At 66.3% G+C, this 13,196-nt stretch carries 9 protein-coding genes and 1 CRISPR repeat array; of the genes, 7 read left to right on the forward strand and 2 right to left on the reverse strand.

Annotation, left to right across the window (positions count from 1 at the left end; all coding sequences use genetic code 11):
• Position 1: 1 nt before the first annotated feature.
• The 6 genes from cas7c to FMP39_RS38395 all read left to right on the forward strand — a co-directional run bounded on the left by cas7c (position 2) and on the right by FMP39_RS38395 (position 10,452).
• Positions 2–916 (forward strand): type I-C CRISPR-associated protein Cas7/Csd2, encoded by a 915-nt coding sequence (gene cas7c / locus FMP39_RS05665; RefSeq protein WP_141588981.1) that lies wholly within the window; start codon positions 2–4, stop codon positions 914–916.
• Positions 913–1,554: a CRISPR-associated protein Cas4 gene (cas4, locus tag FMP39_RS05670; protein ID WP_141588982.1), complete on the forward strand. Its 642-nt coding sequence runs from the start codon at positions 913–915 to the stop codon at positions 1,552–1,554. The genes cas7c and cas4 overlap by 4 nt, the downstream gene beginning before the upstream one ends.
• A gap of 12 nt (positions 1,555–1,566) precedes the next feature.
• A complete protein-coding gene (cas1c, locus tag FMP39_RS05675; protein WP_141588983.1) occupies positions 1,567–2,595 on the forward strand; it encodes a type I-C CRISPR-associated endonuclease Cas1c in 1,029 nt (342 codons plus the stop codon).
• Positions 2,595–2,894, forward strand: a complete 300-nt coding sequence (gene cas2, locus FMP39_RS05680) for a CRISPR-associated endonuclease Cas2 (protein WP_225888307.1) — start codon at positions 2,595–2,597, stop codon at positions 2,892–2,894. Before cas1c ends, cas2 begins: the two co-directional genes overlap by 1 nt.
• Positions 2,895–3,076: 182 nt before the next feature.
• Positions 3,077–9,726: direct repeats of the CRISPR family, unit length 37 nt; unit sequence GTCGCTCCTCGTGAACGCGAGGAGCGTGGGTTGAAAC.
• Positions 9,727–10,045: 319 nt separating this feature from the next.
• Positions 10,046–10,333, forward strand: coding sequence for a hypothetical protein (locus FMP39_RS05685; RefSeq protein WP_228557703.1), 288 nt, complete (start codon positions 10,046–10,048; stop codon positions 10,331–10,333).
• A complete protein-coding gene (locus tag FMP39_RS38395; RefSeq protein WP_255508457.1) occupies positions 10,330–10,452 on the forward strand; it encodes a hypothetical protein in 123 nt (40 codons plus the stop codon). The genes FMP39_RS05685 and FMP39_RS38395 overlap by 4 nt, the downstream gene beginning before the upstream one ends.
• Here FMP39_RS38395 and FMP39_RS05690 read toward each other — a convergent pair.
• Both FMP39_RS05690 and FMP39_RS05695 read right to left on the reverse strand, forming a co-directional pair.
• Positions 10,434–11,150 (reverse strand): YqiA/YcfP family alpha/beta fold hydrolase, encoded by a 717-nt coding sequence (locus FMP39_RS05690; protein WP_141588985.1) that lies wholly within the window; start codon positions 11,148–11,150, stop codon positions 10,434–10,436. The two genes, FMP39_RS38395 and FMP39_RS05690, sit on opposite strands and share 19 nt — an antisense overlap.
• Before the next feature lie 37 nt (positions 11,151–11,187).
• On the reverse strand, positions 11,188–11,781 hold the full coding sequence (locus FMP39_RS05695; RefSeq protein WP_141588986.1) for a hypothetical protein: 594 nt from the start codon (positions 11,779–11,781) through the stop codon (positions 11,188–11,190).
• A gap of 205 nt (positions 11,782–11,986) precedes the next feature.
• On the opposite strand from FMP39_RS05695, the gene FMP39_RS05700 reads away from it, so the two are divergent.
• Entirely contained in the window at positions 11,987–13,168 is a 1,182-nt protein-coding gene (locus FMP39_RS05700) for an AAA family ATPase (protein WP_141588987.1), read from the forward strand.
• The last annotated feature ends 28 nt before the right edge of the window (positions 13,169–13,196 follow it).

Genomic DNA, 13,196 nt, shown 5'->3' on the forward strand with positions numbered 1-13,196 from the left:
CATGACCGACCTCAAGCAACGCCATGACTTCGTCCTGTTCTTCGACGTGTTGGATGGAAACCCAAACGGGGATCCCGACGCCGGCAACCTGCCTCGCATTGATGCGGAGACGGGCCATGGGCTGGTGACGGACGTGAGCCTCAAGCGCAAGGTGCGAAACTTCGTCCTGCTCACGCAGGAGGGAAAGCCCGGGCTGGACATCTTCGTCAAGGAGAAGGCCATCCTGAACAACCGCATTGCGGATGGATACAAGAGCCTGGGCATCGACCTGAACGAGAAACCCGCTCGCGCGGAGGATGGCAAGAAGCGCAACGACAAGGGCAGGGCCCAGGGCTCCGAGGTGGAGAAGGGCCGCGCGTGGATGTGCAAGACGTTCTTCGATGTCCGCACCTTTGGTGCGGTAATGTCCACGGGGCCCAATGCGGGGCAGGTGCGTGGGCCGGTGCAGCTCACCTTCGCCCGCTCGGTGGACCCTATTGTGTCGCAAGAGCATTCCATCACCCGCATGGCGGTGGCGACTGAGGACGAAGCGGAAAAGCAGGGCGGTGACAACCGCACCATGGGCCGGAAGAACACCGTGCCCTACGGGCTCTACCGGGCGCACGGCTTCGTCTCACCGCACCTGGCGAAGCAGACGGGGTTCGGCACGGCGGACCTGGAGATGCTCTTCCAGTCCTTCACGCACATGTTCGAACTGGACCGCAGCGCCGCGCGAGGGCTGATGTCCATGCGCAAGGTGGTGGTGTTCAAGCATGGCTCGGGGCTCGGCAACGCGCCGGCCCACGCGCTGTTCGACCGCGTCCATGCGGTGCGCGCCCAGCCGGAGAAGCCAGCTCGAAGCTTCTCCGACTACGCGGTGCGTGTGGACAAGGCAGGGCTGCCCCAGGGCATCGAGGTGCTGGAGTTGGTGGGATGAGCACGGACCGCGAGACGTGGGTGGCGCTGTCGGCGCTCCAGCACCTGCTGTACTGCGAGCGGCAGGCGGCGCTCATCCACGTCGAGCGGCAATGGCGCGAGGACGTCAACACCGCCTCCGGCAGACTGCTGCACGAGCGCGTGGACCTGCCGGGACATGACGCGCGGGTGGGACGGCGGGTGGAGCGGGCCGTGTTGCTGGGCTCGCAGCGGCTGCGCGTGTCCGGGCGCGCGGACATGGTCGAGTACCAGCGGGACGCGAAGGGGGCGGGCTGGCGGCCCTTCCCGGTGGAGGTGAAGCGCGGCCGGCGCAAGGCGGGTGAGGCGGACCGCGTGCAGCTCTGCGCGCAGGCGCTGTGCCTGGAGGAGATGCACGGCGTGGATGTCCCGGAAGGGGCGCTCTTCTACGGTGTGGAGCACAAGCGTGCCGCGGTGCGCTTCGACGCGGAGCTGCGCCAGCGGACCGAGGACGCCATCGCGCGCATGCACGAGGTGCTGCGCCGGCAGGAGGTCCCTGTCGTGGCGCGCGCACCCCGATGTGACAAGTGCTCGCTGGAGCCGCTGTGCCTTCCTGGAGTGACGGCGGGGCAGCGGAGCGCCCGGGACTTCCTGACTCGGTGGATGGACGAAGACGGCTGAACGGAGGAGCGCATGACAACCGCGCTGAACACGCTGTTCATTACCGCGGAAGGGACTCGCCTGAACAAGGAAGGCGAGTGCGTGGTGGTGACGGTTCAAGACCAGAAGAAGGCGGAGGTTCCCTTGCGGCACCTGCGCTCGGTGGTGTGCCTGACGCGCGCGTGGCTGACGCCTGAGTTGATGGAGAGCTGCCTGGAGGCGGGCATCCATGTCTCCTTCTTCGGGATGACGGGGCGCTTCCTGGCGAGGGTGGAGGGCGTGCCGGGCGGCAACGTGTTGTTGCGGCGGCAGCAGTACCGGGCGGCGGATGACGTTGCTCGCTCGGTGGCCATCTCCCGGGCATTGGTGGTGGGGAAGCTCGGGAACGCGCGGCAGTTCGTGTTGCATGCGCGGCGTGACGCGGCGCCCGAGCGACAGGAGGCCCTGTCGGAGACGGCGCGGCGGCTGTCGGAGCACCTGCGCGCGCTGACACGCGTGGAGGACTTGGAGCAGGTGCGAGGGCTGGAAGGCATCGCGGCGCGCGACTACTTCGAGTCCTTTCCCGCGCTGCTGAAGAAGAGCGCCCAGGGCTTCGAGTTCGATGGCCGCAACCGCCGGCCTCCGAGGAATCCGCTGAACGCGATGCTCTCGTTTGGCTATGCGTTGCTGGCGCAGGATTGCGCGGGCGCGCTCACGGGTGTTGGGCTCGACCCCGCCGTGGGGTTCCTGCACGAGGACCGCCCTGGGCGCCTGTCGTTGGCGCTGGATTTGATGGAGGAGTTCCGTGCGCCGGTGGTGGACCGGCTCGTCTTCTCGCTGGTGAATCGAGGGCAACTCAAGCCCGGGGACTTCCGCACGGAGTCGGCGGGGGCCGTGTTGCTGAAGGACGATGCGCGCAAGACGTTCCTCGTGGCCTACCAGGAGGCGAAGCAGGTGGGGGTGCGGCACGCGTTCCTGGGGCAGGAGACGACCTGGGGCATGGCGCCTCACCTGCAAGCGTTGCTGTTGGCACGCCACCTCCGAGGGGAGCTGGACGGCTACCCTCCCTTCGCGATGCGCTGATGCGTAGATTGACCGTGCTGATTTGTTACGACGTGCGGGTGTCGGACCCACAGGGGCCTCGGCGCCTGCGCAAGATTGCGCGGGCTTGCAGAGACCATGGCGTGCGAGTGCAATACTCCGTCTTCGAGTGTGTCCTGGAGCCCAAGGACTGGGTCGTCCTGCGCGCCCGCCTGCTCGGCGCATTCGATTCGGAATGCGACAGCCTGCGCTTCTACTTCCTGTCGGAGGACGATGCCCGGAAGACGGAGCATCATGGCGCCAGAGCACCCTTGGACGTCGAGGGGCCGCTGGTCCTGTAGGCCTCCGCGAACCCGTCCCGGTGTACGCTCCGTCGAGGGTTCGCGCTCTTTGAAATCCCAAATAGAATCAAGGGGTTGGGCGAGTGTACGTCACGAGCGGCGGGGAGCCTTCGTGGCAGTACGGGCTGGTTCGCGAAATGCGGCTGGATTCCGTAGTCAGAGCGCTATGTTGGAGAGGCAGAGTCGCTCCTCGTGAACGCGAGGAGCGTGGGTTGAAACTCGAGGCGGCGCAGCGTGCATTCGCGCCGCCACGGTCGCTCCTCGTGAACGCGAGGAGCGTGGGTTGAAACTCTGCGACTCGCCGCGCGACTCGCCGCCAGTGTCGTCGCTCCTCGTGAACGCGAGGAGCGTGGGTTGAAACACCTGGGACCCCATCGGCAATCTGCGGGCGGTGTCGCTCCTCGTGAACGCGAGGAGCGTGGGTTGAAACAGCGCGTTGATGGGCCGCTCGTTGGAGAGCAGCGTCGCTCCTCGTGAACGCGAGGAGCGTGGGTTGAAACATCATCGCGCGGGCTTCAAACTCTTCCCCCTCCGTCGCTCCTCGTGAACGCGAGGAGCGTGGGTTGAAACACTGGCGCGGTGAAGGACGTTCCCCGCGTAGCCAGTCGCTCCTCGTGAACGCGAGGAGCGTGGGTTGAAACTCGTTCATCTGGGACTGAGTGAGTGAGCCATGGCGTCGCTCCTCGTGAACGCGAGGAGCGTGGGTTGAAACTCGGGGCTGGTGGTGATGCCCGATGCCGACCGGTAGTCGCTCCTCGTGAACGCGAGGAGCGTGGGTTGAAACCTGTACGGCGCAGACGGCGGAGACGAGCTGACCGGGTCGCTCCTCGTGAACGCGAGGAGCGTGGGTTGAAACGACGGGGCCCATTCCCCACGTCCGACTTGGGATGCGTCGCTCCTCGTGAACGCGAGGAGCGTGGGTTGAAACCAAACGAGCATGTAGCCCTCGAAGTACGCCTGGGGTCGCTCCTCGTGAACGCGAGGAGCGTGGGTTGAAACCCCAATCCGGATGCGCGGAAGGTGTGGGGAGAGTTGTCGCTCCTCGTGAACGCGAGGAGCGTGGGTTGAAACCTCGCCCTTGAACTTGTCCGCGAGGTCGCGGAAGTCGCTCCTCGTGAACGCGAGGAGCGTGGGTTGAAACCCCCTGTGACTGGCGGCGGGGAGTGGAATCCGGATGTCGCTCCTCGTGAACGCGAGGAGCGTGGGTTGAAACGTCCCATCCGCCTCAGCAGGGATGGGGCCCGCGGGTCGCTCCTCGTGAACGCGAGGAGCGTGGGTTGAAACGAGCCTGGCGAGGAGCTCTCCGGGCTCATCGTCGGGGTCGCTCCTCGTGAACGCGAGGAGCGTGGGTTGAAACGCCAACACAGGCGAGACCATTCCGGTGGGCAACGTCGCTCCTCGTGAACGCGAGGAGCGTGGGTTGAAACTGGGAGCGGAGTTGACCGGTGGCGACGCGGCGAAGTCGCTCCTCGTGAACGCGAGGAGCGTGGGTTGAAACGCGGCCTTCGCGATTTACCGCATCAAGGTGCGCGGTCGCTCCTCGTGAACGCGAGGAGCGTGGGTTGAAACGCGGGACTACGTGCGTGCGAAGTATCGGTGTGGGAGTCGCTCCTCGTGAACGCGAGGAGCGTGGGTTGAAACCTCGCGAATGGGTTCGACCGCCTGGAGCTGGAGGGGGGTCGCTCCTCGTGAACGCGAGGAGCGTGGGTTGAAACAAATCGACGCGCGCGCCGATACTGAAATTGAACGTCGCTCCTCGTGAACGCGAGGAGCGTGGGTTGAAACGCTATCACATGCGTCTGGAACGGGAGCTGGACGCAGTCGCTCCTCGTGAACGCGAGGAGCGTGGGTTGAAACCACTTCGTCGTCATCCCGGGAGGCCGTCGTGCTTGAGGTCGCTCCTCGTGAACGCGAGGAGCGTGGGTTGAAACAGGTAGTCGGCCAGCACGGGCACGAGCAGGCCCGTCGCTCCTCGTGAACGCGAGGAGCGTGGGTTGAAACACGTTGTGGCAGCTCGCGCGCTGCTTGTCCGCGGTCGCTCCTCGTGAACGCGAGGAGCGTGGGTTGAAACGTCTGCTGGTGTCGGGTCAGTTGTCGCGGCGGAGTCGCTCCTCGTGAACGCGAGGAGCGTGGGTTGAAACGCCTGGTGGCAGTCCAGCCAGGCCGAGAAGGAGGTCGCTCCTCGTGAACGCGAGGAGCGTGGGTTGAAACCTGTCGTGGCATCCGAGGCGGCAGACCCCTCGCGGTCGCTCCTCGTGAACGCGAGGAGCGTGGGTTGAAACCCGAGCAAGCGGAAGGCGTCAGGCGCGGCGCGGGCCGTCGCTCCTCGTGAACGCGAGGAGCGTGGGTTGAAACCCGTACGGCGCCCCCAGTCAGTACTACCCGCCTCCGGTCGCTCCTCGTGAACGCGAGGAGCGTGGGTTGAAACCTGAAGCGCGTTTTGATGACGCTCCTGCCCCCCGGTCGCTCCTCGTGAACGCGAGGAGCGTGGGTTGAAACAGCGAATCTTTGGCCAACTCCACGTCCGTCAGCTGTCGCTCCTCGTGAACGCGAGGAGCGTGGGTTGAAACCGGATACGATGTCGGCAACGCGTTCACCGAAGAGTCGCTCCTCGTGAACGCGAGGAGCGTGGGTTGAAACATACTGAACACGGGGCCCCGTCTAGGGTGGTTGGTCGCTCCTCGTGAACGCGAGGAGCGTGGGTTGAAACGGTCCGGATAAGGTGTTCATCGCTCGCGTCTGGCGTCGCTCCTCGTGAACGCGAGGAGCGTGGGTTGAAACAGCGTCAATTGGGAGTTGTGGGCCGAGCGCTGACGTCGCTCCTCGTGAACGCGAGGAGCGTGGGTTGAAACACCCCCCGGGCACGTTTGCTACGTACCTCGACAGTCGCTCCTCGTGAACGCGAGGAGCGTGGGTTGAAACAGCTCTCGCCGTCGAGGTCCGTCCAAAGCCAGTCGTCGCTCCTCGTGAACGCGAGGAGCGTGGGTTGAAACACGTGGGACCCCATCGGGAACCTGAGAGCGGTTGCGGGTCGCTCCTCGTGAACGCGAGGAGCGTGGGTTGAAACAAGGACCAGATGCGGGAGCTGTTCCGCGCGTCGCTGGTCGCTCCTCGTGAACGCGAGGAGCGTGGGTTGAAACCTCATATGCGTCGTCCTCCCCGCGCGGGCGCGGTGTCGCTCCTCGTGAACGCGAGGAGCGTGGGTTGAAACGCGCGTGCACTGGCGTCCCAGCGCGCCGCCGAAGCGTCGCTCCTCGTGAACGCGAGGAGCGTGGGTTGAAACCACGTGGTTGGTCCGTGGGACGCGGTCGGCTTGGTGGTGTCGCTCCTCGTGAACGCGAGGAGCGTGGGTTGAAACACAGGTCTCACCATCGGGCGTCGCGGCTCGAAGGTCGCTCCTCGTGAACGCGAGGAGCGTGGGTTGAAACCATTCGCCAAACCGAGCCGTGCAGCTCTCCAGGTCGCTCCTCGTGAACGCGAGGAGCGTGGGTTGAAACTTGGATATGGCTGCATTGTCTCGGTATTCGGCGGCAGTCGCTCCTCGTGAACGCGAGGAGCGTGGGTTGAAACGACCTCCGCGTTCTGGTGAGACGGCGACCGGTCGGCGTCGCTCCTCGTGAACGCGAGGAGCGTGGGTTGAAACGTTTCCCGGTTCGTGAACAAACCGCACCTTCACGAGTCGCTCCTCGTGAACGCGAGGAGCGTGGGTTGAAACGAGATGGCCGACATGACGGTCGAAATCGAGACGTGTCGCTCCTCGTGAACGCGAGGAGCGTGGGTTGAAACATTTACACACGGCGCTTGGCGGACGCAGCGGCATGTCGCTCCTCGTGAACGCGAGGACTCTCTCACGCTTCAACTGGTCCGAAAATCGGGGGGCAGACCACGCAGCGGGTCGCTCCTCGTGAACGCGAGGAGCGTGGGTTGAAACGCGATGGCTCCGAGGGAGCCAGCGCGGGGCAGGTCGCTCCTCGTGAACGCGAGGAGCGTGGGTTGAAACGTGAGCAGGAGATTCCCGAGTATTGGGCCGCCAGTCGCTCCTCGTGAACGCGAGGAGCGTGGGTTGAAACCGGTAGCGCGCCACCTCAGCGAACCCAGGCCGGTCGCTCCTCGTGAACGCGAGGAGCGTGGGTTGAAACTCGATTTTCGACGGCCCTCCGGCTGACCCGCCGCGTCGCTCCTCGTGAACGCGAGGAGCGTGGGTTGAAACTCGTAGTCCGGGAGCTGCGCGCCGAAGTGCAGAGTCGCTCCTCGTGAACGCGAGGAGCGTGGGTTGAAACGGCCAGTTCCTCGCGGGCACGCTCGCGGTTGCGGTCGCTCCTCGTGAACGCGAGGAGCGTGGGTTGAAACGAGTTCAACGAGGTGCGCACCTTCGCGGGCTGTCGCTCCTCGTGAACGCGAGGAGCGTGGGTTGAAACTGAGTTGGTGGAGCTGTGCCGCTCGACCAGCATGTCGCTCCTCGTGAACGCGAGGAGCGTGGGTTGAAACCGGCCCCTCCCCACCCACGCACTGACAACGGGCGCGTCGCTCCTCGTGAATGCGAGGAGCGTGGGTTGAAACGACCCAGACGACCCACGCAAGGCAAAATCGCGTCGGTCGCTCCTCGTGAACGCGAGGAGCGTGGGTTGAAACGTAGCCTCGCGGCCGCGCGTACTCGTCCAGGCCGACCCGTCGCTCCTCGTGAACGCGAGGAGCGTGGGTTGAAACCTGTTTGGGGAGCCGTCCAAGGCCGGGCAGAAGAAGTCGCTCCTCGTGAACGCGAGGAGCGTGGGTTGAAACCTGGGTGCGGACCTTGTGGCTCCGCATCTACGACGTCGCTCCTCGTGAACGCGAGGAGCGTGGGTTGAAACGTCTGCTCGAAGAGGAGCTGAGCGCCGCGCGGGGTCGCTCCTCGTGAACGCGAGGAGCGTGGGTTGAAACATGATGCGCCCACGCCCAACGTAGGCCCCGATGGTCGCTCCTCGTGAACGCGAGGAGCGTGGGTTGAAACCACGCCGTGCGCCACACCGCGTGCACCGGGGTGTAGTCGCTCCTCGTGAACGCGAGGAGCGTGGGTTGGAACGGTTTGTCGGAGGGAGAGAGCGTTGAGGTCCTCCCGTCGCTCCTCGTGAACGCGAGGAGCGTGGGTTGAAACAACCCGGAGGGCCCCAAGGTGATCCAGAAGGGCCGTCGCTCCTCGTGAACGCGAGGAGCGTGGGTTGAAACGCGTAGTTGGCGACCAGGGAGGTGGCGACGCCGAAGTCGCTCCTCGTGAACGCGAGGAGCGTGGGTTGAAACATTCCACCGGCAGCGCCCGGTAGCCGATGAAGGTCGCTCCTCGTGAACGCGAGGAGCGTGGGTTGAAACTTCGTGCCCGGGGCGAACCGCACCTGGCAGGCCGGTCGCTCCTCGTGAACGCGAGGAGCGTGGGTTGAAACAAAGGCCGGAAGCCGAACGGCGACTGGCACTGCCGGTCGCTCCTCGTGAACGCGAGGAGCGTGGGTTGAAACCGGACTCGGTACGGCGAACGCATCGCCGATCGCAGTCGCTCCTCGTGAACGCGAGGTGCGTGGGTTGAAACTCAGCCTTGGCCCACGTCTCTTTGAAGTCGTCGGTCGCTCCTCGTGAACGCGAGGAGCGTGGGTTGAAACGGGTCCTGCGCGTTCCGCTCGACGACGAGGTCCGGTCGTCGCTCCTCGTGAACGCGAGGAGCGTGGGTTGAAACGAGTCCGCGAGGGGCCAAGAAGGTCGGCGACCTGGTCGCTCCTCGTGAACGCGAGGAGCGTGGGTTGAAACACGTGCTCCGGCCTGTCCAACGCGCGGAAGAGCGTCGCTCCTCGTGAACGCGAGGAGCGTGGGTTGAAACTGCGCGGCCTCGCGCGTATTCCACTGGGCCTGCGTCGCTCCTCGTGAACGCGAGGAGCGTGGGTTGAAATGCGCGGTGGAAGCGCAGCTTCAGGCCGCAGACGAGTCGCTCCTCGTGAACGCGAGGAGCGTGGGTTGAAACTGCGTCTCGGCGAGTGGCGCTCCCTCTGGCCTCTGTCGCTCCTCGTGAACGCGAGGAGCGTGGGTTGAAACACGACGGTGGGCACGCTCAGTCCCAGGCGTGGCCCGGTCGCTCCTCGTGAACGCGAGGAGCGTGGGCTGAAACGTAGGGTTTCGGGTGGCCCATCTGCAGGCGTGGTCGCTCCTCGTGAACGCGAGGAGCGTGGGTTGAAACGACTGTGACTACCACGACATCGACACGGGCTACCGTCGCTCCTCGTGAACGCGGGGAGCGTGGGTTGAAACTGCTTCGAGTGGTCCGGCTACTGCGAGCTGGAGTCGCTCCTCGTGAACGCGGGGAGCGTGGGTTGAAACCATCCGCGTGGCTCAAGGAGCCCGTCAACAAGAAGTCGCTCCTCGTGAACGCGGGGAGCGTGGGTTGAAACGCGTCCGGCATCTTCTGCTCCTTCTGCGGCTCGGTCGCTCCTCGTGAACGCGGGGAGCGTGGGTTGAAACACGCCGAAGAGCTAGCTAGGGGCGCGGCCTGGGGCGCTCCTCGTGAACGCCGGGAGCGTGGGTTGAAACATTGACCGGCCTCGCTCGCGCGAGCAGGTGGCCGGGGTCGCTCCTCGTGAACGCGGGGAGCGTGGGTTGAAACGAGGCGTACTGGTCCGTCGAGGTGCTGTAGGTGAGCCGCTCCTCGTGAACGCGGGGAGCGTGGGTTGAAACTGCTGCGCCTGGGCCTGCGCCGCCGCCTGCGCGGTCGCTCCTCGTGAACGCGGGGAGCGTGGGTTGAAACAGGTCATAGTGAGGAAGATCTCCGTCGGTCTGGTCGCTCCTCGTGAACGCGGGTTGAAACGCCTGGGAGCCGCTATGGATGACGAGCAGACGAGCAGTCGCTCCTCGTGAACGCGGGGAGCGTGGGTTGAACCCGCATCGCGGGGTGGTTCTGGGGCAAGGGGGCAGTCGCTCCTCGTGAATACGAGGAGCGTGGGTTGAAACCCGACGACGTCCTGGCAGCCCGGCAGCGTGCCGCCGTCGCTCCTCGTGAACGCGGGGAGCGTGGGTTGAAACTCCATCTTGTGGACGTCGTAGCCGACAGAAACAGAGGGTCGCTCCTCGTGAACGCGAGGAGCGTGGGTTGAAACGGTTCAGCTCGCCGGTACTCACCGTTGCTCCCTCCACGTTTGAGCGAAGGACTTTCACCGCTGGATCATCCGGCTCGTAGGCAGCAGCAGTTTTCCGCGGACCCGCTCGTGCTCAGGCTCCAGACGTCGCCGGGCATTCCCAATCCATGGCACTTCTCGTTCGAGGTCTTCAGGGATGGCCGTTCCAAGCGCAACGGCTCGCGCCTATCCGACGTGAACGCGGCCGACGCCCATTGGCTCACGATGCTGCTCATCGCCGCGCACCGGCTGGACGAATACAAGGAGGATCACAGCGCCCTTCTCCCGTCGCACATGACCAGCAGGTGACGACGTTCGAATTCACCGTGGACGGCCGGCGCACGCGTCTGACGTTGGACAGCGACACGCCGCCCGACATCCTCCGCTTTATCCAGCAGGTGACTGCCGCTTACGGCATCGAACCTTGAGCGCGAGGACCCCGGGTGCCCCAGGGCTGGAGGAACACCTCTGTCTCCTCCAGGATCCGCGGCAGTGACGCGGTGAGCTCGTGGCCATCGTCCACCTCCACCAGCCGGACGTGGCGCTTGCCCTCCGCCCACTGGCGCGAGTTTTGGACGTCACAGGTGTCATCCTGACGGCCGTGGATGATGAGCGTCGGGACGCGCACGTCGGGCCAGCCACCCGTGCGGGCGTCCACTGCCTCCGCGTCGGCGATGAAGCCCGAATGGATGCGCGCCTTTTGCTGCGTCACGAAGTCGTCCGTCTCAATCCAGCCCGACGTCTGCCAATGCTGCCACGCCGCGTTCCCCATTCTCCGGCGCAGCTGCGGGACGACGCGGAAGGCGGGCGCCAGCAGCACCAGCGCACACACGCGGGCGTCCTGCTCCGCCACTCGGGCCGCCGTGAGGCCTCCCAGGCTGGAGCCGATGAGCACCACCCGCTCCTCGGGCCCGCCCATCGCGGCCAGCACGGTGTCCAGCATGGCGCTCAGGCGCAGCTGCTCCATGGAGGGGACGCGGAGGTTCAACCGCTCCACCGGAATGCCCTGGTCCGCGTAGTGCCGGGCCACGGCCACGCCCTTCTTCGAATCCGGACCCGAGGCGAAGCCGTGCAGGTACAGCCAGCGAGGACCCACGGCGGAAGGCGATGTCGTCGAAGTGCTCATGACAGGCCCACTCTAACGGGCGCGCGGGGCCGTGGCTTCAGATGCGCAACACCGGACCGGCAATCACCGACTGCATGAGCTTGGCGCACTGGTTGAGCGAGTTGGTCGTCAGCTTCACGTCACAGAACTGGAAGCCCGTGGAGACAGACACGCCCCAACGGTCGCTGAACCAGCCGTCCACGCCCACCCGGAAGGCCATGCTCGTGGTGTCGATGTTCTGCCGCAGCCAGGTGCCCACGTCGTCCGGCGTGAAGGTGCTCCCCCAGCTCTTCGACAGCCGCGCGCCCACCCATGGCGTGATGGGCTTGTCCTGGAAGAAGCGCAGCCGCGCCTCGATGCCCACCGCCCGGTAGTCGAGCTGCGAGCGCTCCAACTGCCCCGGCCGCATCGCGTCCGGGAACTGCTGGCCCCACGTCTCGGAGATTTCCGCCAGCAGGCCCACCGACAATCCGGGTGGCGTCTCCAGGCCCAGGCATCCGTGCAGCGCCGGGCCCTTCGTGCGGAAGTTGCTCAAATGGTCCAGGGTGATGCCGGCGCCCAGCGATGCATAGCCATTCCAGCCTGCCGCCACCGCGTCCGTTCCCACACACAGCACGCCCACCACCGCCACCCACATCGACTGCTTTCTCATGCGTTGCACTCTATGCCTGGAGGTCGCCGTGGGGGACTCCGAGTGCCGCTGCGTGTCATGAAATCATGCAGACGCGCGTGCCTCGGTGTGGCCATGCGCATCCCTGCGGACAGTCCAACTACTGCCGCCCTGTCGGAGAGAGGGGTGGGGTGGGGACCTGCATGTGCTTCCGGAGGGGCAAGTCCGGAAGCTAGGGTGGTGTTCCATGTCCAGCTCCTTCGAATCCGCCGCCTCCGCTGTTCGTGACGCACTCTCCAGTGCGGGCCGGGGTCTGGTCGAACGCGAGGCGATGGTGGAGCTCGTCGCGCTCTCCGCCGTGGCGGGGGAACACCTGCTCGTCATCGGTCCGCCGGGCACCGCGAAGAGCGAGGCGGTGCGGCGCACCGCACGTGTCCTGGGCGGCTCGTACTTCGAATACCTCCTGGGGCGTTTCACCGAGCCCTCCGAGCTCTTCGGCCCCGTGGACCTGCGCAAGCTGCGCGAGGGCATCGTCGAAACGGAGACCCAGGGCATGCTGCCCGAGGCCGAGGTCGCCTTCCTCGATGAGGTGTTCCTCGGCTCCACCGCCATCCTGAATACGCTGCTGGGCCTCCTCAATGAGCGCACCTTCCGGCGCGGCCACACCCGGATGCGCTGCCCCCTGCGCGTCTGCGTGGGTGCCTCCAATGCCTTGCCGGAAGACGAGTCGCTGGCCGCCTTCGCGGACCGGTTCCTCGCACGCATCTTCGTCGAGCCCGTGCCAGACCCGCGGCTGGAGGAGTTGCTCGCGGGCGGCGCTTCACTGTGGGGGGACGCGGACGCGCATGTCACCTCGCTGGAGTCCCTGGACGTGGTCGCCCAGGCCGCGCGTGAGGCGGACCTCTCCGGGGTGCGCCCTCATCTGGCGCATGCGCTGCGCACGTTGCGCGCCGCGGGCGTGGCCTTGTCCGACCGCCGCGCGGTGAAGGTCCAGAAGCTCATCGCCGCCGCCGCGGCGCTCGCGGGCCGGCGCACGCCAGGGACCGCGGACCTGTGGCCGCTCGTGTATGCCGTGCCGACGAAGGAGGCCCAGGCGCTCGCTCGGGACGTGCTGCGGGACGTGCTCGCCGGGACGGAGAACCCGGCGCTGCCGGCGGCGGCGCTGGAGGCCAGCGCGGGCCCCCTGGCGCGGGCGCGGCGCATCGCTTCCGCGGGGCAGGCGCTGCTGGCGGAGCGGCCCGTGGATGGCCATGGCGAGGCGCTCGCCGCGTGGCGGCTCAAGCTGGAGGGCGTGGCGCGAGAGATGGACGCGGGCTTCGCTCCCGAGTCGCTTCCCGATGACTTGAAGGTGCTTCGCGCGGAAGTGGCGGGTGTGCTCGCCTCCGGCGCTTCAGGGCTCGAGTCATCCGAAATGGAGGTGGCGGTGTGAGCGCGCAGGGTTCCCGCGCTGTCTCCGC

Source organism: Myxococcus sp. AB056 (assembly GCF_006547365.1).
Taxonomy (GTDB): domain Bacteria; phylum Myxococcota; class Myxococcia; order Myxococcales; family Myxococcaceae; genus Myxococcus; species Myxococcus virescens.

Coding starts and splice junctions, on each gene's coding strand:
- cas1c (WP_141588983.1), top strand. CDS start 1,567: ATGACAACCGCGCTGAACACGCTGTTCATTACCGCGGAAGGGACTCGC.
- FMP39_RS05700 (WP_141588987.1), top strand. CDS start 11,987: ATGTCCAGCTCCTTCGAATCCGCCGCCTCCGCTGTTCGTGACGCACTC.
- FMP39_RS05695 (WP_141588986.1), bottom strand. CDS start 11,781: ATGAGAAAGCAGTCGATGTGGGTGGCGGTGGTGGGCGTGCTGTGTGTG.
- cas7c (WP_141588981.1), top strand. CDS start 2: ATGACCGACCTCAAGCAACGCCATGACTTCGTCCTGTTCTTCGACGTG.
- cas2 (WP_225888307.1), top strand. CDS start 2,595: ATGCGTAGATTGACCGTGCTGATTTGTTACGACGTGCGGGTGTCGGAC.
- FMP39_RS05690 (WP_141588985.1), bottom strand. CDS start 11,150: ATGAGCACTTCGACGACATCGCCTTCCGCCGTGGGTCCTCGCTGGCTG.
- cas4 (WP_141588982.1), top strand. CDS start 913: ATGAGCACGGACCGCGAGACGTGGGTGGCGCTGTCGGCGCTCCAGCAC.